The following is a 22,356-nucleotide window of genomic DNA, read 5'->3' as shown; positions in this document are numbered from 1 at the left end:
TTTCTCCTTATTTATGTATCATCTTATCTACGGTCAATTTGTATTTTCCATTCTTCGTAAGTCCATTCTCACTTAAGATAGAAAAACGACCAAATCCTCTAACACTAATCAAATCTCCAACTTGAAGCATTTCTGAAGGTCTATCAAGCGTCTGATAATTAAGCTTTACCTTTTCAGCACTGATCAACTGAATAGCTTGACTTCGTGAAAGCTTCAAAACTGTTGCTAGAACTTTATCCAAACGCATACTTGAAACCATGATATCAAGCTGATGAGATTCCTTTTCTCCCTTAATCAACTGATCAAGTGAAATCTCTTTTAGGCTTACGCTTGCTTTTGCAATCTTTGTAACATTAGCTCGAAAATAATCAACCATATTTTCCGTAACTAATAACTGTGCGTAGCCTTGTTCAACTAAAATATCTCCAATAATCGTTCGCTTAACTCCAAGCTTGTGAAGTAAAGTTCCCATTATTTGAGCGTGAGTCAATTGATTAAATTTCGAATTATAGTTCACTTCTAGCAGTGCTAACTCGAAATCTTCCAAATTTAGCTCATAGTAATCAGGTGCAACTAGTATACGTGCGTACTCTGCAGGATAATAATCACTCGAAACAAAGTAACGCAAGCCTCGATTTCCAAGAATACTTTTAGCAATATCAACTTGGCGAGGATTTAGAAAATCTGTTAATGAATAAGCGTATGTCTCTTCGACCCTCTGAGCGATGTCATCCATTTTTTCAATGAAGTCATACTCTTCAGGTCGAAAATGTTGGTAAATTTCTTTTTTCATCGAACCAATAACATAATAAGAAAGCGACTCAAGAGATTTAAGGCAATAACCGCGGCCCAAATCGTAAAGTCCAATCCCATAAATTGAAGATTTAAACGTTGAAAAGTTTTAATTACTGGTTCAACAATTTGAACCAGTAAACGACCAAATCCAGTGTTATACGCACCAGGAAACCAAGATAGGAGCGCATACGCAATTAGCAGATAAGAGTAAAATTGAATGGTTTTTAATAGTACAATTAATACAAAAATCATATATTAGCGTCTCTTCATGTCAAAATCGAACCCAACATCTTGTCCCGCATTTGGGATTGGAAGTTCTTCGAGATTGACGATCACATTTGATGGTGTCAACAAATACATTGAACTACCAACTTTTTGAAGACTACCATAAAGAACTTTACTTGCACCATCAATAAAATCAAGACAACGACGTGCTTGAGCATCAAGCATATATTGAAAATCAATCAAAACACATTCGTTAACAATCAACAAATCAACGATTTCTTGAGCATCCTCATATTTACGAGGGTATTTCAAAGCAATTGTTGTAGTCGTTTGATTGTTTCGAACTTGCAATTGTTCTTCACGACGTTGATTCAATGAATGAACGTGCGGATTTTCATCAGCTGCACGTCTTTGTTGAGGTTGCACACGCTGACGAACAGCTCCACCAGCTTGAACTTGTTGAGCTCGTGCTGATGAAAATTGCTGTTCTGCTCGTCTAGGTGCTGGCTGTGGCTTAGCCTCAACTTGTTGTTGAACACGAGGTTGTCTAACCTCATCTTCAACAGTTTCTTCAACATCACTTACCTCATCAGTATCGAAATAAGAGATTAGTTTGTCAAATTTATCTTTAAAAGCCATGTTTTTCTCCCGTTATTTAAAGAATGATGAACCAATTCTAACAAAAGTTGCCCCATTGCGAATAGCAATTGGAAAATCACCACTCATGCCCATACTTAATTCGGTAAATGGCATATGAGCTAATTGTCGTGCCTGCAACTCTTGTCTAAGTTTGTCGGCTTTTCCAAAAATGTCGTCAATTTCACTTTCAGAAGCATTCTTAGGCGCCATCGTCATCAATCCTACAATTTCCACTTTATCAAAGTCAGAGATTTCAGCTAAAGCTTCATCAATTTCTGAAACTTTAAAGCCGTGTTTACTCTCTTCCTCGGAAATATTAACCTGTAGGAAGCATTTAATGGGATGCTCTGCTCTTTTCTGGATTTCAGCAGCTAATTTAACAGAATCTAAAGCGTGAAAATAATCAACGTAATTAATGACATTTTTTACCTTACGACGCTGTAGAGTACCGATTAGGTGCCATGTTAAATTTTTATCTTTTAACGCTTCATACTTATCCAGAAACATATCGACCCTATTTTCACCAATATGTTCAATACCTGTGCCAATAAGACGAGCAGCAACACCACTATCAACATACTTCGTCACAGCAATAATCTTGACACTTTCTTGTGAACGATTGGCTGCTTTTGTTGCTTGCGCAACCTGTTCAAAAACAAGGTCTTTATTTTTTTGAAAATCGGTCATTAACGATTTTTGAAGAATGGTGGTGTTTCAAGTTCATCATCAGCATCTTCATTAGCTGTAAATGTTGACATTGTCAATTTGCTATCAAGTTCGCCTTCTGTTGGACGTGCGATGTTGTCGCGACGAAGGTCCCAATTTCCAAATGAATTATCTTTTTGTTGTGATTGATTTGCTGTTGGTTGTTGTGGAGCTGGCATTGCATGGTTTTCGCTCATATCATAGTCAAAGTTTGAACGACGTTCAAAAGCTGCTTGACCAGGTTGTTGAGCACGTTCTGAAGCGTATTGAGCGCCAGCTGCTTGTTGTGCGTTGTTTTGTGCAAATGAACGAGTTGCTTGTGGACGGAATCCTGCTACTTGTTCTGCACGATCTTGATGAACACCTGTAGCTACAACAGTTACACGGATTTCATCTTTCATTGTGTCATCAATAGATGTACCAAGCCAGATGTTAACACCTTTACCAGCTGCTTGACTGATGATTTCAGAAGCTTCTTCTGCTTCAGTAAGAGTCATGTCAAGACCACCAGTTACGTTAACGATAACATCTTCAGCACCATCGATTGTTGTTTCAAGAAGTGGAGAGAAGATAGCTTTACGAGCTGCTTCAGTGATACGTTCTTCACCAGAACCGATACCGATACCCATAAGAGCGTTACCTTTGTTAGCCATAACTGTTTTAACATCGGCAAAGTCAAGGTTGATAAGACCTGGATTTGTAATCAAATCAGTAATACCTTGAACACCTTGGCGAAGCACGTTATCTGCTTCTTTAAGAGCTTCAAGAAGTGGAGTTTTCTTATCAACAATTTCAAGAAGGTTGTTATTTGAAATGATAAGCAATGTATCAACTTGTTCACGAAGTTCTTGGATACCTTCTGCAGCGAAGTTACCACGTTTGTTACCTTCAAAACCAAATGGACGTGTTACAACTGCAACTGTAAGAGCTCCAAGGCTTTTAGCGATACGTGCGATAACTGGTGCAGCACCTGTACCAGATCCACCACCCATACCAGCAGTGATGAAGACCATGTCAGCACCTGTAAGAGCTTCAGTCAATACTTCTTCGCTTTCTTCAGCGGCTTTACGACCAACCTCAGGTTGTCCTCCAGCACCGAGTCCACGAGTCAATTTAGGGCCTAACTGAATAACAGTTTCAGCTTTTGAAGAGCTCAATGCTTGGATATCAGTGTTTGCTGCGATAAATTCAACACCAGCAACACCTTCATCAATCATGCGGTTGATGGCGTTACCTCCGCCACCACCGACACCAATAACTTTAATAACTGCACCTTGTACTGATGCTGTGTCAAATGAAAATGCCATTTTTATTCCTCACTTATTATTAGTCAAACATACTTCCGAAAATACCACGAACACGTTCGCTAAATTTTGATTTTGGTTCTTCGTGTCTTTGTACAGGCTGAACTGGAGCTGGTTGTGGTACCATGTTTTCATTAACTGGTACAGCAGGTTCATTGTTATAAACCACTCGTTGTGGTGCTTGTACTTTTGGTTGTGGTTCGAAATCAACTGGTTTACGACGAAGTAATTCTTCACCAGACACCGCACGTTGAGCAATAACATCAACTTCGCTCATTGTACCAACGTATTCAACTAAGCTAATAACGTTAGCAAACATTGGATTGCGGATACCAACTTGATTTGGAACGTGTAGTTTGACAGTTGTTCCAAAGATTTCTTGAGCAACTTCTACCACACCTGGCATAATTGCTCCACCACCAACAAGGATAATTCCTCCTGGTAGGTCAAGTAAACGTCCACGTTCTAGGTCTTGTTTAACACGATCTAAAATGTGGCGAACTCGTGCAGAAATGATTTCTGATAAGTAGCGTTCACTAACTGAAATTGGAGATTCGCTACCAACAACATCTACTTGAACAGTTTCTGAAGAGCTTGCTTCTTCTAAGTTTGCTTGACCAAAGTTAAATTTAAGGGCTTCAGCAATTTCCATAGAAGTTTTCAAGACTTTAGAAATGTCTTTAGTGACATATTCGCCACCTTCTGCATAGATGTTTGTGTATTGTAATTCTTGTGCTCGCATAGAAGCAACGGTTGTTTGACCGCCACCCATATCAATCACAGTAGCACCAAATTCACGTTCACCTTCGTTAAGAACTGATTTTGCCAAAGCAAGTGGTGAAATAATAACATTTTCAACACTGATACCAGCGCGTTCTACTGTTTTACGAAGGTTATGAAGAATTGTTGTTGGTCCAGTGTAAATCAATCCACGCATTTCCAAACGAATTCCCATCATACCACGTGGGTCACGAATACCTTGGAAACCATCAACGATAAATTCTTCTGGAATCAAAGAGATAACTTCACGTTCTGGAGTGATGCTCTTAGTCAATGCTGATTTAACAACGCTATCAACATCTTCATCTTTGATTTCTTTTGATTCACTAGGAACAGGAATCATCCCTTGAGTTGGTTCGATTTGAAGTAGGTTAGCAGGAAGACCAACATTAATCTTATCGATTGTCATTCCAGCTTTTTCTTCTGCTTGTTCAACCGCTGTTTTGATTGCTTCTGCAGCTGCTTCAATATCTATAATAATACCGTCTTTTACTCCCGTGCTGGGAACGTTACTCACACCAATCACGTTCATTTCGCCAGAAACAAATTCTGCTACTAGAACTTTAATCGAGCTTGTCCCTATATCTAATCCTGTAAAAAAGCCATTTCTAGCCATTCACTCGACCTCACTATCTTTCCAATCATTTACTATTCTAAAATCTGCATAAAATCAGAATTATTCAGAAAATATTATATCATAAAAAAACGTAAAATGTTATCATTTTACGTTTTTTGTTATAGAATCTTAATTTTATTGTTGAGCTACTTGTTCAACTACTGCAGTTTCGTTCGGATGCTCTTCATTTGTAGCTTCTGGAGCTTGATTTTCTGCACTTTCAGCTTCGCTTGATTCCGTTGCTGTAGCTTCCTCACTCGACTCGGTTTGAGAGTTTTCTTCGTCAGATTTAGAATCAGATTCTGATTCTTCTTTGTTTTCGTTTTTAGCTTTTTCTTTATCCGCTGCAACAGATGCTTCAATGGATTCAGAAGTTGCATAAATTCCCACTTCCATATCAACAATGCTGTTTTCTGGTAAGCTATCTTTTATCTTCAAATAATATGGTAATTTCTTAGCTACTTCAGATAATGGCACACGAACAACATTTCCGTCATGCATCTCTAGTTTTAGCAAATCTGACGTAGTCGCAGAATCTGCTGAGCTGACAATTTGAATTTGATTAACCAAATCTTTGTCTAATTTTGAAAAAGCGTTAACGAGTTTTTGAATATCTTTTTCCGATGATAAATTAATCGTCAAGAAACTATCTGGCAATTCAGAAGCTCCTACAAGACCAATACGAGTCCCGTTTTCAAGGATTGGCTGATAACCATCATCAGTTTGAGCATAAGCAATAATGCTGTACTCTTTAACATCAATGTTTAATTTATTTGGGAAACGGTAAGTAAACTTAGCGCTTTTAACCATTTTATTCTTACTAATAATATTTTTTTCATAAGTTGAATGGTGGAAAATTAATGAAAAGAGATAGTTTGACGGTTTAATTCCTGAATCTCTAATCACTTCTTCTTGACTAACCGTTGATGTCCCCGTAACTGTAATGATTTTCTTTTTACTAAATGGGGTTACTAAAAAGATTGAAATCAACAGAATAACTGTAGCAGTGATGATAACTGGTAGCGCATGATGAATCGCTTTTTGAAGAGGTGTTTTCTCTTTTTTGGCTTCCAGTTTTTGTAATTTTTTAGCCTCTTTGGCTTTTCTAGCTTCTTCTTTTTTAGCTTCTTTAGCCTTTTTCTTTTCTTCTGCAGTCAAAGCTTTTTCTTCGACTTTTTCAGCTTTGGTATCAGTATCTGTTGCTTTCGGCTTGCGCTCTAAGCGTAATTTTTCTTGGCGTTTTTTCTTTTCCGCTTTTTCAGCTTCTTTTTTCTTTAGAAACTCAATATTACGTTTTTGCCATTCTGTCAAAGCTGATTTTTTTTCTGATTTATCTTTTTGACTTTTTTTAGGCTCTTTCTTTTTTGTCATTTAAATTCCTTTTGCAGTCTTAGAAATATCATGTTTAAGCAGATCATAAAATTCTTCTTGTGACTTGATTTCAGTGGAATTTTTCATTTGTGTGTGATAACTATTTTCTTGTTCAAAGAGTTGAGTGAGCTCTTCTTGCAAATGTGTGAAAGTGAGTTGATCCTCAGAAAGTTGGCGAGCATAACCTTTTTTCTCAAAGTAAGCTGCATTTTCAAGCTGATCTCCTCGGCTTGCTTCTTTTCCAAGAGGCACAATCAAGTGCAATTTATTCATAGCCACTAACTCAAAAATAGTATTCGAACCACCGCGTGTCACAACAGCATCTGCCATATCCATCAAAGGCTGATAAAGGTCTGTGACATAATCAATTCGATAGAAATTTTGACTCAATCCGTTTAAACTTTTATCTCCTGAAATGTTGATGACATTATAGTGGTCAACTAATTCTGGAGTATTTGTAATAAAGTCATTGAAAACACGTGCCCCGGCAGAACCACCGATGAAAAGAAGTGTTTTCAAATCTGGGTTAAAGTGTTTTTTGATTTCTTCAATTTTGCTGTTATCGTAAGCAACTTTGCTACCAACTTTTGTAATCGCACCAACGTGTTTTGCTTTCACCAAGCCTTTGGCTTGTTCAAAGGTTGTGTACATTGTAGTCGCAAATTTGTAAGCAATTTTATTAGCTAATCCCATTGATAAGTCAGATTCATGCACAAAAACAGGAACTCCTAACGTTTTTGCAGCAATGACTGGTGGGACAGACACAAAGCCACCTTTTGAGAAAAGGGCTTGTGGACGAATTTTAGCAATGATAGCAATTGATTGAAGAATTCCAAATGAAACTTTGAACACATCAAGCATGTTTTGCCATGAAAAATAACGTCTTAATTTTCCTGTTGCAATAGAATGGAAGGTAACATCTAGACCTGACTTTTCAATTTGTTCGTGTTCAATTCCATGTTTATCACCAATGTAGTGAACTTCCCAACCATCTTTGAGGAATTTTGGGATAAGAATCAAGTTCAAGGTAACATGACCAACTGTACCACCACCGGTAAATACGATTTTTTTAGCCATGCTTATTCTCCTTTAATAGCTTCAAAGGTTGCGATAAATTCATCACCACGAACTTCAAAGCTCTTATACATATCCCAGCTTGCGTTGGCAGGGCTCAAGAGAACAACGTCGCCAGCTTCAGCTTTACTGTAAGCAATACGAGCAGCATCTGCGACATCTTTAGCATCAACGTAAGGAACTTGTGCTTTGTCAGCTGCGCGTTTCACACGTGGAGCTGATTCCCCAAGGATGACCATCAATTTAACACCTGTAATATCAGGAACAAGCTCATCGAATTCATTACCACGGTCAAGACCACCAGCAATCAAGATAACTTTTGAGTTATCAAATCCTGAAAGAGCTTTTTGAGTTGCTAGAATGTTTGTTGATTTAGAATCGTTATAGAATTTAATACCGTTAACTTCACCAAGAGCTTGAAGACGGTGTTTAACCCCACCAAAATGTGACAAAGTTTCTTTGATGGCTTCATTTGCAATACCTGAAAGTTTTGCAATTGCAATAGTTGCCAAAGCATTTTCAACGTTGTGGCTACCAGGAACACCGATTTCAGATGCTTTCATGATAGCTTCATCTTTGAAGTACAAAGTATCACCATCTAGGTAAGCACCATCAACTTTTTCAGTTGTAGAGAATGGGACAACTTGTGCTGCTGTTTTTTGTGCTAATTCTTTTGCCAAATCTTGGTTGAAGTTAAGCACCAAATAATCATCTGCAGTCATATTCTTTTGAATATTCCATTTTGCAACAACATATTCTTCAAAGCTACCGTGGTAGTCAATGTGTGTTGGCATAAGATTTGTAATAACAGCCATGTGTGGGTGGAAAGTATCAGTTCCCATCAATTGGAATGATGACAATTCCATAACCAAAGTGTCTTTGTCTGTAGCAGTTTGTGCCACTTCAGAAGCAGGAAAACCAATATTTCCTGAAAGAAGACCTGATTTACCGCCGTTATTCAATGTTTCAGCAATCATAGTTGTTGTTGTTGTTTTACCATTTGAACCAGTGATACCAATAATTGGGGCATCTGAAATCATGTAAGCCAACTCAACTTCTGTGATAACTGGAATATTTTTTTCGATAGCGCGAGCTACCATTGGATTATCGTAACGAATTCCTGGGTTTTTAACCATCAATTCAAAGTTTTCATCCAAAAGTTCTAGTGGATGACTACCACAGATAACTTTAATACCTTCTTCAAGAAGAGATTGTGCAGCTGGATTTTCATCAAATGGTTTACCATCGTTGACTGTAACGATAGCACCTAATTTTTCAAGGAGACGCGCTGCAGCTTCTCCAGATTTTGCTAAACCAAGAACTAAGACTTTTTTATTTTCAAATGTTTCAATTTTTTTCATAATATATCCATTCTAACATTGCAAATATAATAATATTCTACCTTTATTTAAGGCGTTTTTCAATCATTCTACGGCATTTAAGACAATCTTAGTGTCGCAATGTCTGATAGAGTGTTTATGACAAAAAAAGCTGAGTAAATACTCAGCCTCTTTCGCTATATTGCTCATTTTCATTTTTCTTAACAGGTAAGCGATAGACATCCCTTAGCGCGAAAAATCCCAAGGCAACCATAGCAAGTGCAAGAAAAATTTCAGGTGGTGATTGCATGATTTTAACAAAGCTCATTACTGCTAAAACAAGTAGCATTGCAACTAAGCCAACAAAACCAATCATCCCAAGAGTATTACGAATTGTTTTAGGAGCCATGAAAATATAGTATGAAATAATTAAGATTGCAATAATTAAATAAAACATTTCATGATTCCTTCCTACAATTCAAATTTATGTGTATTGTTTTCCGAGTTTATTTTAAGTTTGGAACTAAAATAGTCTAGCAGACTATTTTACTCTTCAGCTGATTTTTTCTTTTTAGCTGCTTTAGCGCGCAAGTTTTTATCAAGAATTTGTTTACGCAAACGGATTGATTCTGGTGTAACTTCCATGTATTCGTCATCGTTCAAGAATTCAAGTGATTCTTCAAGAGTCAAGATACGTGGAGTTTTGATAACGGCAGTTTGGTCTTTAGTAGCTGAACGAACGTTTGTCATTTGTTTAGCTTTAGTGATGTTAACTGTCAAGTCGTTTTCACGTGAGTTTTCACCGATAATCATACCTTCGTATACTTCAGTACCTGGGTTAACGAAGATTGTTCCGCGTTCTTCAACAGACATGATTGAGTATGTTGTTGCTTTACCAGTATCGATAGATACAAGAGCACCACGACGACGTCCACCGATTTCAGCATTGATAACTGGCATGTATTGGTCGAATGTGTGGTTCATGATACCGTAACCGTGAGTCATTGAAAGGAACTCAGTTGGGTAACCGATAAGTCCACGAGCTGGTGCCAAGAAGACAAGACGTGTTTGACCGTTACCAGTTGATTGCATGTCAATCATTTCACCTTTACGTTCTGACAATGATTGGATAACTGAACCTTGGTATTCTTCTGGTGTATCGATTTGAACACGTTCGAATGGTTCGCATTTCACGCCATCAATTTCTTTAATGATAACTTCTGGACGTGATACTTGAAGTTCGTATCCTTCACGACGCATTGTTTCGATAAGGATTGATAAGTGCAATTCACCACGACCTGATACAGTCCATTTATCTGGTGAATCAGTTGGGTCAACACGAAGTGATACGTCAGTTTGCAATTCAGCAAGCAAACGTTCTTCAACTTTACGAGATGTTACGAATTTACCTTCACGACCTGCAAATGGTGAGTTATTTGCCAAGAATGTCATTTGAAGAGTTGGTTCGTCAATGTGAAGGATTGGAAGTGGTTCAACGCAATCAGTTGGAGTGATTGTTTCACCAACGAAGATATCTTCCATACCTGAGATAGCAATCAAATCACCAGCTTTAGCTTCTTGGATTTCACGACGTTCAAGTCCGAAGAAACCAAACAATTTCGTAACACGGAAGTTTTTAGTTGAGCCATCAAGTTTAGAAAGTGTAACTTGGTCACCAACTTTAACAGTACCACGGAAGATACGTCCGATACCGATACGTCCAACGAAATCGTTGTAATCAAGAAGTGACACTTGGAATTGAAGTGGTTCTTCTGAGTTGTCAACTGGAGCAGGAATGTGGTCAATGATTGTATCAAAGACTGGAGCCATTGTGTGTTCTTGATCAGCTGGGTCATCAGAAAGTGATGATGTACCGTTGATAGCTGATGCGTAAACAACTGGGAATTCTAATTGATCATCATCAGCACCAAGTTCGATGAAAAGTTCAAGAACTTCGTCAACAACTTCTGCTGGACGAGCTGATGGTTTATCAATTTTGTTAACAACAACGATTGGTGTCAAGTTTTGTTCAAGAGCTTTTTTCAACACGAAACGTGTTTGAGGCATAGTACCTTCGTAAGCATCGACAACAAGAACAACACCATCAACCATTTTCATGATACGTTCAACTTCTCCACCGAAGTCCGCGTGTCCTGGTGTGTCCATGATATTGATACGAACACCGTTGTAAGCAACTGCAGTGTTTTTAGCAAGGATTGTGATTCCGCGTTCTTTTTCAAGATCGTTTGAGTCCATTGCACGTTCTTGCAATTCTTTACGTTCGTCAAGTGTGTGTGATTGTTTCAATAATTCATCAACAAGGGTTGTTTTCCCGTGGTCAACGTGGGCGATAATCGCCACGTTACGAATATCTTCTCTTAATTTAGTCATGATTCCTCGATTTATTTTTAATTTATTCTAACTTTTGAATTATATCATATTTCACCTAAAAAAACATCGTCAAAAGCCGTGTAAATGTTTTCAGAAATAGATTTTACTATTAAATATTCATCAAAGGCTCATAAATGTTCTTTTTTGAAAAGAAAAAAGAAAGTCAGATAGACTTTCTTTTTATTAACCTTCTTTAATTTTACCAGTCCAATAATCAAAGCCGTCTTTGAGGACGTAAAGATTTGTGTAACCAGCTTTTTTCAGTATTTTGATAACACGTGGAAGGGCAGCACTTCTACTGCTGTCATATAAAAGAACTGGTTTGTCTTTACGAATAGCTGAGTAAGACAATTGAATTTGGCTAGCTGGGAGATTACGCGCTCCCATAATGTGTTTTGTTTTGAAAGCAGCTGCTTCACGAACGTCAATCAATTGACTTGTGTGAATCATGCTTTCAAATTCTGCATTATCAATGAATTTAGCTGAACGACGAACACTAATGTATGTCCATGCGAACCAGCCAATGATAACGACTAAAGCAATTAGAAAAATCATCCAGTTCATTTTTTTGCCTCTTAATCTACAAATTGGCTTGCAAGACTTGCAGCACCGATGATACCAGCATCGTTACCAAGTTCAGCGATTTTAACTTTAGTTGTTTTACGAACTTGTGGGAATGCGTATGTTACGAAGTATTTTTCAACACGGCTACGCAAGAATTCACCCGCAGCTGATACACCACCACCGATAACAACTGAGTCTGGGTTCAAGATGTTTGCGATGTTTGCAGTTGCTTGTCCAAGGTAGAAACCAACTTTTTCAACAACTGAGTCAGCAAATTTATCACCAGCTTCAGCAGCTACAAAGATATCTTTACTTGTTACAACGTCACCATTGTCGATAGAAGCTTTGATTTTTGAATCACCTTCGTATTCTTCTGCCAAGTGACGAGCTACACGAACAACACCTGTTGCTGAAGCAACTGTTTCAAGACATCCTTTGTTACCACATGTACATTCAAAGCCATCAACTGGTTCAACGTTCATGTGACCGATTTCTCCACCAGCACCAGCTACACCGTGGATAAGGTTACCATCAGCGATAACACCACCACCAACACCAGTTCCAAGTGTTACGAAAACAACATCAGGGTTGTTAGCACCAGCACCTGTCCAACGTTCACCAAGAGCAGCTACGTTAGCATCGTTGTCGATAGCAAATGGAATACCAAGTTCACGTTCGATAACTGAACCAACTTCTTCAGTGTGAGCCCAGTTCAAGTTGAAGGCACCTGTAACAGTTTTGTTTTCACGGTCAACAGCACCTGGTGAACCCATACCGATACCAGCAAAATCATCTTTTGTCAAACCGTAAAGGTTCAAACGGTGTTTGATTGATTCAACAATATCAGGAACGATGTGTTTTCCATCTTCAAGTGTATTTGTATCGATTGCCCACTTTTCTTGAACTTCACCTTCAAGAGTTAGGATACCGAATTTAATCGTTGTTCCACCTAGGTCAATCCCTAAAAGTTTTTTAGTCATTATTTTCTTTCTCCATTTCTAAACGGTGCTCGCGACGCAAAATTAATTCTGCATTCAGGTAGTCAGCCTTGTCAATCAACCCATTTTCATACAATTTCTCAAGTTCAAGTTTCATGACTTCTATATCATAAAGACGTTTACCGATATAGACAAAAATGCCGAACCGTTTCAACAGTTGCTGCACGTCAAATAAAGTTTTCATACAAAGCATTTTATCAAAAATAAGACTCTTTTTCAATAGGATATGCAATCGTTTTCTTTATTTTCACGTTTTCATTTGTTTTCATGAAAAAATAGTGGACCTTTCGGCCCACTATCACGTTTTTTCTTAATTATTTAAGTCCTGGAGCTTGTCCGCGTTCGGCTTGAAGCATCCAAATTGTTTTTTCAGCATCAGATTTCGCTGCTGTGAAGATGTCATTTGATGGAGCATCTCCTTCTTCGTCAGTCACATCAAGACCGACTTGGTAAAGAGCTGTAAGGTAAGTGTAAACTTCAACCAAACGAGCAAGATTTTCGTCCATTGTCTTATCAAATGAACCAGCAGTTTCTTCTAGTTTAGAATTTTCATCGAATTCTTTAAGTGTAGAGAATGGTGCGCCACCGATTGTAATCAAACGTTCGCTGATTTCATCCAAGTTAGCGTTAAGTCCGTCCATCAATTCATCCATTTTTGGGTGAAGGTAGAAGAATCCAGCACCACGCATGTACCAGTGGATTTGGTGAACGATTGAAGCAGCTTTTGAAAGATCTGCTACTGCTTGATTAAGCACAGCCTTTGTTTTAGCGTTTTTTGTATTTTGTGAAATGTTATGTGTTACAGATGCGTAAATAGTTTCAGTCATTGTTTGAGTCATAAGCGACCTCCTCTAAAAAAATAATCAGTTGTTCTAGGAATATTTTCCTTTTCTTTATGCTTCTATTTTAGAATAATTCTAAATAAGCTGCAAATAATATGCTCACAAATTTTAAAAAATTTTTTCGAATAATAAGGTATGGACACTTTATTATTCTTTTTTCTTGGAGCATCGCTGGCTTCATTTATCGGATTAGTTGTTGATCGCTTTCCAAAGGAATCTATTTTATTTCCTGCTAGTCATTGTAATGCCTGTGGTAAACCGCTGAGACCGCTGGACATGATTCCAGTTTTTTCTCAGATTTTTAACCGTTCTCGCTGCCATTTTTGTAAAAGTAAAATTCCTTTATGGTATGGCATTTTTGAATTTGTCTGCGGACTTTCAACTGCTCTTTGCTACCACGAAGTTATTAGACCAGCTACTCTCTTTATTTTCTTTTTTAGCATGACGCTTAGTCTGTATGATTTAAAATACCAATCCTTTCCTCTATTAATCTGGTTACTGCCTAGTGCTTCTTTACTCCTTTTTCTTCCCCTTAATACGGTAAGCATTATTCTTCTGTTACTTGGCATCATAGCTGAGCTCTTTGACATAAAAATCGGTAGCGGTGATTTTTTCTACCTAGCCAATTTGAGTCTTTTTCTTGATTTAGAAAGCATTTTGTGGATTATTGAACTGGGTTCTTTAATGGGAATTCTGTATTGTCTTTTTTATAAAAATAAACGCATTCCCTTTGTTCCTTTTCTATTTTTAGGCTATCTTTTGGTTGTGTTTTTTAAGCACACTTAATTTTTTTGTTAAATATAGTTAAAAATACTTTATTTTTAAAATTCTTCTGCTATAATAGGCCTTAAATAAGAGTTTTAGAAAAGAGGGCTGCTTTTGGAAACTATTGTTACTTCTCAAAAATCACTTAGTGAGGTCAATCAAAGTATCGCTGTTCCAAAAAATGCCTCATTTTGGCGAACACTTCGAGCCTTTATTGGACCAGGAGCTTTAGTAGCTGTTGGTTACATGGACCCTGGTAACTGGATTACTAGTGTTGTCGGTGGGGCAACTTATAAATATCTTCTTTTATCAGTTGTACTGATATCGTCTTTGATTGCGATGCAACTACAGCAAATGGCGGGGAAATTAGGAATCGTAACGCGAAAGGATTTGGCGCAAGCAACTGCTGCTCATTTGCCAAAAAAATTACGCTATCTTTTATTTGTCATCATCGAGTTAGCCTTGATGGCAACCGACTTGGCTGAAGTTATCGGCTCTGGGATTGCACTGCACCTGCTCTTTGGCTGGTCCTTGCTGTTTTCGATTTTAATTACTATTTTGGATGTGTTTATCCTGTTATCCTTGATGAAGCTTGGCTTTCGCAAGATTGAAGCTTTGGTTTCAACTTTGATTGCAACGATTTTGATTATTTTTCTTTACTTGGTCTTGCTGTCAAAACCAAATCTTGCAGGCATTTTACAGGGCTATATCCCACATCCATCGATTATCGATTTGCATCAGAGCGGTGTAAATAGTAAGCTAACGCTGGCTTTAGGGATTATCGGTGCTACGGTTATGCCACACAATCTTTATCTTCATTCATCAATTTCACAGACTCGTAAGATTGATTACTCTAGCCAAAAATCCATTAAACAAGCCGTTCGTTTTATGACTTGGGATTCCAATATTCAACTGACGGTAGCCTTTGTGGTTAACTCACTTCTTCTTATCTTGGGAGCTTCGCTTTTTTATGGGCATGCCAATGAAATCAACGCTTTTTCACAAATGTATGAAGCTCTTCAAGATTCAAATATCGCAGGAAGTGTCGCAAGCGCAGCACTATCAACTTTATTTGCTGTTGCCTTATTAGCTAGCGGGCAGAACTCAACCATCACTGGAACCCTAACAGGGCAAATCGTTATGGAAGGATTCTTAAAATTACGCTTGCCACAATGGCTTATCAGACTGGTCACACGATTAGCTGCGTTAGCTCCAGTTTTAATCATCGCTACTCTCTATGGTAGTCAAGAAAGTGTCCTTGACCAACTGATTGTTTACTCACAAGTTTTCCTTTCGCTGGCACTACCATTCTCCATTTTCCCTTTGGTTTACTTCACATCAAATCGCAAAATTATGGGAGACTTTGTAAATAGCAAATGGAATACCATTTTAGGATACCTTGTCGCCGTTATCTTAACCGTCCTAAATTTAAAATTAATTGTTGATTTGTTTTAAATATCATAAAAACCACTCAATCGAGTGGTTTTCTTCTATTTTTGATAATTTGAGCCGTATGTTACAAATGCTGCGACGTCGTCTGCTTTACCTTCGTGTAAATCTCGAACAATTTTAGTTCCAACAATAACGCCATCTGACACCTTATTAAAACGCTCGATATCAGCTTTTGTTGACACTCCAAATCCTGTTAATACTGGAATGTCAGCAACAACTTCAAGATTTGCTAAATGTTTATCCAAATCATCTCGGTAATTGCCAGTTTTACCTGTAACACCATTGATTGCAACTGCATAGATGAAACCTTCAGCATTTTGACACAAAGTCTTTTGGCGTTCAATGCCAGTAGTCAAGCTGACCAATGGAACAAGAGCGATATCTGTATTATCAAGATATGGTTTGATAAGATTTTCATGCTCATGTGGCAAATCAGGAATAATCAAACCTTTAACAGAGGTATTGGCCAAATCTTTAACAAATTTTTCAATGCCGTATTGGTAAACGGGATTGATGTAAGTCATGATGACCAAAGGCACTTCAACTGTTTTTTCTTGTAATTTTTCAACAATCGCAGTCAAATTAACGCCTTTAGCAAGACTTCTTTGGCCAGCTAATTCAATAACTGGGCCATCAGCGACGGGGTCAGACCATGGAATTCCCACTTCAATGGCAGAAGCTCCGCTATTTTCCAATAAATCAATAGTCTCAAATAAACCATCAAGTCCTTTATCATGGTCACCTGCCATGATGTAAGGAACAAAAATTCCTTTGCCGCTAGCTTTAATTTCTTGAAGATGTTTTGTAAGTGTCTTAGTCATCGTTTACTTCCCTTCTGCTTCCAAACGTTCTTTTACTTGAACAACATCCTTATCTCCGCGTCCTGATAGACAAACAATAATTGATTTGTCTGGGCCAAGTTCTTTAGCCACTTTTTGAGTAAGGGCAACAGCATGACTTGATTCAAGTGCTGGGATAATGCCTTCTAGGCGTGACAAAAGCATAAATGCATCAAGTGCTTCTTCATCTGTAATTGAATCATATGTCGCACGGCCGATATCTTGGAAGTGACAGTGCTCAGGACCAACCCCAGGGTAATCAAGACCTGCTGAAATTGAGAAAGCTTCCATGATTTGTCCGTGACGGTCTTGGAGAACATTCATCAAAGCTCCATGCAAGATGCCTGGGCGACCTTTGGCAAAAGTTGCTGCGTGTTCTTCAGTATCAAGACCATGTCCTGCAGCTTCGGCACCATAAAGGGCAACAGATTCGTCTTCAACAAATGGATAAAAGAGTCCGATTGCATTTGAGCCACCACCGATACAAGCTAGAACAGCATCTGGTAGTTTGCCACCTGAGATTTCTGCGTATTGTTTTTTAGCTTCTTTACCAATGACTGATTGGAAGTCACGCACGATTTCAGGAAATGGTGCAGGTCCAAGAGCTGACCCCATAATATAGTGAGTGTCTTCGATATTTGCTACCCACGCGCGAAGAGCAGCATTAACAGCGTCTTTCAAAACACGTGAACCATCTGTGACGGCGTGTACTTTAGCACCAAGCAGCTCCATACGAAAAACATTGAGAGCTTGACGTTTGACATCTTCCTCACCCATGTAAATGGTACATTCCATATCAAAAAGTGCAGCTGCTGTCGCTGTTGCCACACCGTGTTGACCGGCTCCAGTTTCGGCAATGATTTTCTTTTTACCCATGCGTTTTGCAAGAAGAACTTGCCCAAGGGCGTTGTTGATTTTGTGAGCACCAGTGTGGTTAAGGTCTTCACGTTTAAGGTAAATCTTAGCACCACCGATATGCTTAGTTAGGCGCTCTGCGTAGTAAAGCGGTGTTTCACGACCAACATAATTTTTAAGCAGTTCATCAAGTTCAGCTTGAAAACTTGGGTCAGCTTTTGCTTCGCGATAAGCTTTATCAAGTTCAATAACAGCCGTCATCAGCGTTTCTGGGACAAATTGTCCACCAAATTTTCCATAAAATCCATTAGTATCTGGTTGGTTATAGCTCATTTTTTCACACTTTCTATAAATCTCATAATCTTCAATAAATCTTTTTTACCATCCGTCTCAACACCAGAAGAAACATCAATAGCGTAGGGTCGAAAGAAAGTTATAGCTTGTCCGACATTATCGACAGTCAATCCACCTGCTAAAAAATATGGCTTCGCAATTTTAGTATCTTTTAGCAGATCCCAATCAAATGTCTTTCCGGAACCAGCTAGGGGGGCGTCAAATAATAGAAAATCCGCTTTAGTATGAATTTCTCCCAGTGTTTTTTGGACAGGAATGGCACGAATACTTGGAACTCCAATTTTGTCAAAGTCCTCGTCCGCAAATTCTCCGTGAATTTGCACCAGATCAAGAGGCACTTGGCTAATTGCTTCTTGAAGTTCCAAGAGAGTCGGACTTACAAAAACACCCACTTTTTGGACAGTTTCTGGAATCAACTGAGCTAAATGGCTAGCTTGTTTTATGCCGACTTGACGTTTACTTTTGGCAAAGACGAAACCAATATAATCAGCTCCGCTTTTAACCGCTTGTTCAACAGCTTCTTTGGTTGAAAGTCCGCAAATTTTAACCTTTGTCAATTTGCAACTCCTTCACTTTTTCGGCTACATTTTCAGCAGTCATTAAAGCCGTACCAACCAAAATGCCATTGAAAAATGGAGCAACGAGCTCAGCATCTTCTTTGGTAAAAATAGCTGACTCTGAAATATAAACAGGACCTTCTTTAAATGCGGTTGATAACTCCAAGCTTGTATTGATATCCGTTTTAAAGGTCACCAAGTTACGATTGTTAACGCCGATAATCTTAGCGCCAATGCGATGAGCCACTTCTAACTCTGCTAAGTTATGCGTTTCAAGTAGAACTTCTAATCCTAATCCTGTGGCAAAGTCATAAAGTTCTTTCAAACGCGTCTCAGAAAGAGCTGCCACAATCAGTAAAATAACAGTTGCTCCTGCATTTCGACTACGAATAATCTGTTTTTCATCGATGATAAAATCTTTTGCTAGGGTTGGAATTTTTACTTGATTTGAAATCTGACGAAGATAATCAATGTTCCCCTTGAAAAAGAAAGGGTCAGTCAAAACAGAAATCATCACTGCGCCGCTATCTTGGTAAGTTTTGGCTTGCTTGACAATATCAACTTCAAGGTTAATGTCACCAAGACTGGGACTGGCTTTTTTTACCTCAGCAATAATTTGCAGCTTATTCGCATTATTTTTAAGGTAATCGTAGAGTTTATAAGTCTCACGAAGAGGCTGCAGTGGCTCAAGTTCTAGAGAGGCAACTTCTTTTTCTTTTTGCTTTAAAATGGTTTGTAAAAATTCTTTACTCATACTTGTACCTCTTGCAATTGATGAAGTTTAGCAAGAGCAGAACCATCCGCAATTAATTGACGAGCAAGGTCAATCCCTTCTGCTAGACTATCGACTTTACCGTTAGCATAAAACCCAAGGCCAGCATTTAACACGGTTGTTTCAAGATATGGACTAGCCTGATTTTCAAGAACACTGACTAGAATATCTGCATTTTGCTTAGCATCACCGCCAACAATGTCATCTAACTCAACTCTTGGCATGCCAAGGTCTTTGTAAGTAAAGCTGTGTTGAGTGATTTGACCGTCTTCTAACAATGTATAAGTATTTTTGCCGTAAAGAGCTGCTTCATCCATGTTATTTGGACCTGTGACGATAATGGCACGTTTACGGCCTAATTTTTGCATGACTTGTGCTGCTGTTTCTTGGAGGTCTGCCCGATACAAGCCCATCAACTGCGTTTCAAGGTCAAGAGGATTTGCCAATGGACCAACAATATTCATAATAGTTGGAATTCCAAGTGTTTTACGTGCAGGACCGATAAAACGCATGGCTGGGTGCATGGTTTGCGCAAAGACAAAGGCGAGTCCAACCTCATCAAGAGCTTTTGATAATGTCGCTGGTGAAGCAGCAATATTAATACCCAAAGCTTCAAGAACATCAGCAGAGCCTGATTTTGATGACACCGAACGATTACCACCTTTGGCAATACGAATACCACCTGCTGCTAGAATAAAGCAAGCTGTTGTTGAAATGTTAAAGCTATAAGACTGGTCACCACCTGTTCCGCAGTTACACATAGCATCCCCAAAATCCTGCGGTAAATCAACAGCGTGACTTTTCAAAGCTCGTACAATCCCAGTAATCTCTGAAGGTGTTTCACCTTTCACTTTGAGTCCCATCAAAAAGGCAGCAATCTCACTTTCTGAAATCGAGTTATTTAAGATACTATCAAATAAACTTTCAACTTGTTCTTCTGATAAATCTTCCTTATTTGCAATTTGGTTAAAGAGTTCTTTCATTGTCCATCCCTCGCTTTACTTTTCAACAACTAATCGTACAAAGTTTTCAATCATCTTAAGACCATCTGGTGACCCAATACTTTCTGGGTGAAATTGAAGGCCATAAATCGGTAACTGTTTATGCTGGATAGCCATAATTTCTTGGTCATCAGTTGTTTTGGCAGTTACCTCAAAATCTTCTGGCATGTCTGTCACAACAATCGAATGGTAACGCATGATTGGCATATTTTTAGCAAGCCCTGCAAAAATAGGTGATTGGCTAAGAACATCAATATTGCTTTGCTTACCGTGCATGACATTTTTAGCCAAACCAAGCTTGCCACCAAAACTTTCAGCAATAGCCTGATGTCCCAGACAAATTCCTAGCATTGGCTTTTTACCAGCAAAAGCTTGAATCACCTCTTCCATTTTTCCAGCGTCAGCCGGCCAACCTGGACCTGGTGATAAAACAATGGCAGAAGCCTCTTTGGCTACTTCTTCTAATGCGTCAGCATCATTTCGCAAGACCTTAACTTCGGCAAAAGTCCCAAGGTATTGCGCTAGGTTATAGGTAAAAGAATCGTAATTATCAATTAATAAAATCATTTGCTATCCCCTATCCGTGTCATGGCTTTGGCTTTATTGATGGTTTCGTAAAATTCATTTTCTGGTACACTGTCGTATACAATGCCTGCCCCTGCTTGAACATAAGCCTTCTGATTTTTGAGAATCATCGTGCGAATGGCAATGGCAAAATCCATATCTCCAGTCGCCGAAAGATAACCAATCGCACCAGCGTAGACGCCTCGTTTTTCACGTTCTAACTCATAGATGCGCTTCATCGCGCGAATTTTTGGTGCGCCAGAGACCGTACCAGCTGGCAATGTCGTTTTCAAAGCATCAATACTCTGCACATCTGCTAGCAACTGCCCCTTCACCACGCTGGTTAAATGCATGACGTAACGGAAGTATTCTACTTCCATGTACTTGGTTACCTTGACCGTACCGTTTTGGGAAATTCTTCCAATATCATTTCGACCAAGGTCAACTAGCATGCGATGCTCAGCTGTTTCTTTAATGTCAGCTTGCAAGTCTTTAGCTAGCGCAGCATCCTCAGTATCATCGGCACCTCTTGGACGAGTCCCTGCAATTGGATTAGTGGTCACTTCACCATTTTTCACAGAAACCAGACTTTCTGGACTAGCACCGATAATCTGATAATCACCAAAATCATAGAAATAAAGATAATTTGATGGATTAGTCACGCGCAAATTACGATAATAATCAAGCGGGTCTCCGTCAAATGGACTTGAAAAACGTTGGCTCAGCACGCATTGGAACATATCTCCTTGACGAATCAACTTCTTAGCCCTAGCAACCATCTCTTCAAAAGCTGCCTTTTCAATGTGATTATCAAAAGTCAAAGGATGAAGATTTTGTGGACTAAATTCATTTGGTGCTTGCGTCTGCAAATCTTTGACAACCTTGCCAAGTGCTTGGCGCGTTGCATCGTTATCTCGTTTGCTGTAAATATTATCTTCCACCACGTAGACTTTTTCAGTCTTGTGGTCAAAAATCAGATAAGACTCGTAAACAAAGAAATGCATATCTGGCGTTCCAATGGTATCTTCTGGAATCTCACCAATATTTTCATAAAGCCCAATCATGTCATAGCCAACAAAACCAATTGCGCCGCCACCAAATGGCAAATCACTACTAGCTCCTTTGACTGTTACTTGATTAAGGTAGTCAAGCGGGTCACCAGCAATAACTTGACCATTTTCTGTCAGTTGACCATTTTCATATTTGATTTCAAAGACCGGATTGTATGCCACGATTGAAAAACGCGCATTCTCTTTTTCTCGTGGAATTGATTCAAGAATAACCTTATGCTCGCCCTGAACTCGCATATAAGCAAGAATGGGGGTTAAGATATCAGCAGTTAGAATTTTTCGCATGTCATGTCCTCTCTACATGAAATTTTAATAATGTTTTTCCTTTTAATTCTAGTTACTGATTCGCCAGCCTTTATCTTTTCTTTTCATGATTTTCTCCCCTTTTAAACAAAAAATCCCCACACAGAAAAAACTTCTGTGTGAGGGCGTCTAATGATAGCGCGGTGCCACCTCATTTAACGAAAAATAGTTTCGTCATCTCTATCTCCTCTAACAAGGAGT

Annotated in this window: 24 protein-coding genes; 2 read left to right on the top strand and 22 right to left on the bottom strand. The window is 38.7% G+C overall.

Going from position 1 to position 22,356, the window contains the following annotated elements:
• Positions 1 to 7: 7 nt before the first annotated feature.
• From BLR83_RS00295 to BLR83_RS00225, 15 genes are all read right to left on the bottom strand, one after another.
• Positions 8 to 793: a YlmH family RNA-binding protein gene (locus BLR83_RS00295; protein WP_074559480.1), complete on the bottom strand. Its 786-nt coding sequence runs from the start codon at positions 791 to 793 to the stop codon at positions 8 to 10.
• Complete coding sequence (locus BLR83_RS00290; RefSeq protein ID WP_074559478.1) at positions 790 to 1,047, bottom strand: YggT family protein; 258 nt, start codon at positions 1,045 to 1,047, stop codon at positions 790 to 792. Before BLR83_RS00290 ends, BLR83_RS00295 begins: the two co-directional genes overlap by 4 nt.
• 3 nt (positions 1,048 to 1,050) lie before the next feature.
• On the bottom strand, positions 1,051 to 1,659 hold the full coding sequence (locus tag BLR83_RS00285; RefSeq protein ID WP_074559476.1) for a cell division protein SepF: 609 nt from the start codon (positions 1,657 to 1,659) through the stop codon (positions 1,051 to 1,053).
• Between the two features lie 12 nt (positions 1,660 to 1,671).
• On the bottom strand, positions 1,672 to 2,346 hold the full coding sequence (locus BLR83_RS00280; protein ID WP_074559473.1) for a YggS family pyridoxal phosphate-dependent enzyme: 675 nt from the start codon (positions 2,344 to 2,346) through the stop codon (positions 1,672 to 1,674).
• Positions 2,346 to 3,671 (bottom strand): cell division protein FtsZ, encoded by a 1,326-nt coding sequence (ftsZ, locus tag BLR83_RS00275; RefSeq protein ID WP_039697285.1) that lies wholly within the window; start codon positions 3,669 to 3,671, stop codon positions 2,346 to 2,348. Before ftsZ ends, BLR83_RS00280 begins: the two co-directional genes overlap by 1 nt.
• A 19-nt stretch (positions 3,672 to 3,690) precedes the next feature.
• The gene (gene ftsA / locus BLR83_RS00270) at positions 3,691 to 5,064 is read right to left on the bottom strand and encodes a cell division protein FtsA (RefSeq protein ID WP_074559471.1); all 1,374 of its coding nucleotides are present in this window, start codon (positions 5,062 to 5,064) and stop codon (positions 3,691 to 3,693) included.
• Between the two features lie 135 nt (positions 5,065 to 5,199).
• The gene (locus tag BLR83_RS00265; RefSeq protein WP_074559469.1) at positions 5,200 to 6,435 is read right to left on the bottom strand and encodes a cell division protein FtsQ/DivIB; all 1,236 of its coding nucleotides are present in this window, start codon (positions 6,433 to 6,435) and stop codon (positions 5,200 to 5,202) included.
• Positions 6,436 to 7,512: a UDP-N-acetylglucosamine--N-acetylmuramyl-(pentapeptide) pyrophosphoryl-undecaprenol N-acetylglucosamine transferase gene (locus BLR83_RS00260; protein ID WP_074559461.1), complete on the bottom strand. Its 1,077-nt coding sequence runs from the start codon at positions 7,510 to 7,512 to the stop codon at positions 6,436 to 6,438.
• 2 nt (positions 7,513 to 7,514) lie between these two features.
• Positions 7,515 to 8,870, bottom strand: a complete 1,356-nt coding sequence (gene murD, locus BLR83_RS00255) for a UDP-N-acetylmuramoyl-L-alanine--D-glutamate ligase (protein WP_074559458.1) — start codon at positions 8,868 to 8,870, stop codon at positions 7,515 to 7,517.
• A 142-nt stretch (positions 8,871 to 9,012) separates the two neighbouring features.
• Entirely contained in the window at positions 9,013 to 9,285 is a 273-nt protein-coding gene (locus tag BLR83_RS00250; protein WP_039697289.1) for a DUF3165 family protein, read from the bottom strand.
• A gap of 89 nt (positions 9,286 to 9,374) precedes the next feature.
• Positions 9,375 to 11,219 (bottom strand): translational GTPase TypA, encoded by a 1,845-nt coding sequence (gene typA, locus BLR83_RS00245; RefSeq protein WP_074559456.1) that lies wholly within the window; start codon positions 11,217 to 11,219, stop codon positions 9,375 to 9,377.
• 183 nt (positions 11,220 to 11,402) lie between these two features.
• Positions 11,403 to 11,783 (bottom strand): rhodanese-like domain-containing protein, encoded by a 381-nt coding sequence (locus BLR83_RS00240; RefSeq protein ID WP_074559454.1) that lies wholly within the window; start codon positions 11,781 to 11,783, stop codon positions 11,403 to 11,405.
• Positions 11,784 to 11,794: 11 nt separating this feature from the next.
• Positions 11,795 to 12,763 carry an ROK family glucokinase gene (locus BLR83_RS00235; RefSeq protein ID WP_020916362.1) on the bottom strand — a complete coding sequence of 323 codons (969 nt, stop codon included), beginning with the start codon at positions 12,761 to 12,763 and terminating at the stop codon, positions 11,795 to 11,797.
• Positions 12,756 to 12,965 (bottom strand): YqgQ family protein, encoded by a 210-nt coding sequence (locus tag BLR83_RS00230; RefSeq protein WP_006531568.1) that lies wholly within the window; start codon positions 12,963 to 12,965, stop codon positions 12,756 to 12,758. Before BLR83_RS00230 ends, BLR83_RS00235 begins: the two co-directional genes overlap by 8 nt.
• 130 nt (positions 12,966 to 13,095) lie before the next feature.
• The gene (locus tag BLR83_RS00225) at positions 13,096 to 13,620 is read right to left on the bottom strand and encodes a Dps family protein (protein ID WP_074559453.1); all 525 of its coding nucleotides are present in this window, start codon (positions 13,618 to 13,620) and stop codon (positions 13,096 to 13,098) included.
• Positions 13,621 to 13,758: 138 nt separating this feature from the next.
• On the opposite strand from BLR83_RS00225, the gene BLR83_RS00220 reads away from it, so the two are divergent.
• Together BLR83_RS00220 and BLR83_RS00215 are read left to right on the top strand one after the other, a co-directional pair.
• Entirely contained in the window at positions 13,759 to 14,409 is a 651-nt protein-coding gene (locus tag BLR83_RS00220; RefSeq protein ID WP_074559452.1) for a prepilin peptidase, read from the top strand.
• Between the two features lie 93 nt (positions 14,410 to 14,502).
• Positions 14,503 to 15,843 (top strand): Nramp family divalent metal transporter, encoded by a 1,341-nt coding sequence (locus BLR83_RS00215; RefSeq protein WP_074559450.1) that lies wholly within the window; start codon positions 14,503 to 14,505, stop codon positions 15,841 to 15,843.
• Between the two features lie 35 nt (positions 15,844 to 15,878).
• Here the strand turns inward: BLR83_RS00215 and trpA are convergent, their stop codons facing one another.
• From trpA to trpE, 7 genes are read right to left on the bottom strand one after another with little or no spacing between them, the layout of a single operon-like run.
• Positions 15,879 to 16,661 carry a tryptophan synthase subunit alpha gene (trpA, locus tag BLR83_RS00210; protein WP_074559448.1) on the bottom strand — a complete coding sequence of 261 codons (783 nt, stop codon included), beginning with the start codon at positions 16,659 to 16,661 and terminating at the stop codon, positions 15,879 to 15,881.
• A 3-nt stretch (positions 16,662 to 16,664) separates the two neighbouring features.
• On the bottom strand, positions 16,665 to 17,867 hold the full coding sequence (trpB, locus tag BLR83_RS00205; RefSeq protein WP_074559446.1) for a tryptophan synthase subunit beta: 1,203 nt from the start codon (positions 17,865 to 17,867) through the stop codon (positions 16,665 to 16,667).
• Positions 17,864 to 18,445, bottom strand: coding sequence for a phosphoribosylanthranilate isomerase (locus BLR83_RS00200; RefSeq protein WP_074559445.1), 582 nt, complete (start codon positions 18,443 to 18,445; stop codon positions 17,864 to 17,866). The genes trpB and BLR83_RS00200 overlap by 4 nt, the downstream gene beginning before the upstream one ends.
• On the bottom strand, positions 18,432 to 19,199 hold the full coding sequence (gene trpC / locus BLR83_RS00195; protein WP_074559444.1) for an indole-3-glycerol phosphate synthase TrpC: 768 nt from the start codon (positions 19,197 to 19,199) through the stop codon (positions 18,432 to 18,434). The genes BLR83_RS00200 and trpC overlap by 14 nt, the downstream gene beginning before the upstream one ends.
• Complete coding sequence (gene trpD, locus BLR83_RS00190; protein ID WP_074559443.1) at positions 19,196 to 20,200, bottom strand: anthranilate phosphoribosyltransferase; 1,005 nt, start codon at positions 20,198 to 20,200, stop codon at positions 19,196 to 19,198. The genes trpC and trpD overlap by 4 nt, the downstream gene beginning before the upstream one ends.
• A gap of 15 nt (positions 20,201 to 20,215) precedes the next feature.
• The gene (locus BLR83_RS00185) at positions 20,216 to 20,785 is read right to left on the bottom strand and encodes an aminodeoxychorismate/anthranilate synthase component II (protein ID WP_074559441.1); all 570 of its coding nucleotides are present in this window, start codon (positions 20,783 to 20,785) and stop codon (positions 20,216 to 20,218) included.
• Positions 20,782 to 22,137 carry an anthranilate synthase component I gene (gene trpE, locus BLR83_RS00180; RefSeq protein ID WP_074559439.1) on the bottom strand — a complete coding sequence of 452 codons (1,356 nt, stop codon included), beginning with the start codon at positions 22,135 to 22,137 and terminating at the stop codon, positions 20,782 to 20,784. Before trpE ends, BLR83_RS00185 begins: the two co-directional genes overlap by 4 nt.
• Between the last annotated feature and the right edge of the window lie 219 nt (positions 22,138 to 22,356).

Origin of the sequence: Streptococcus equinus, from assembly GCF_900101445.1 — a bacterium.
Lineage (GTDB): Bacteria > Bacillota > Bacilli > Lactobacillales > Streptococcaceae > Streptococcus > Streptococcus equinus_B.
This window is presented reverse-complemented; position numbering and strand designations above follow the sequence as displayed.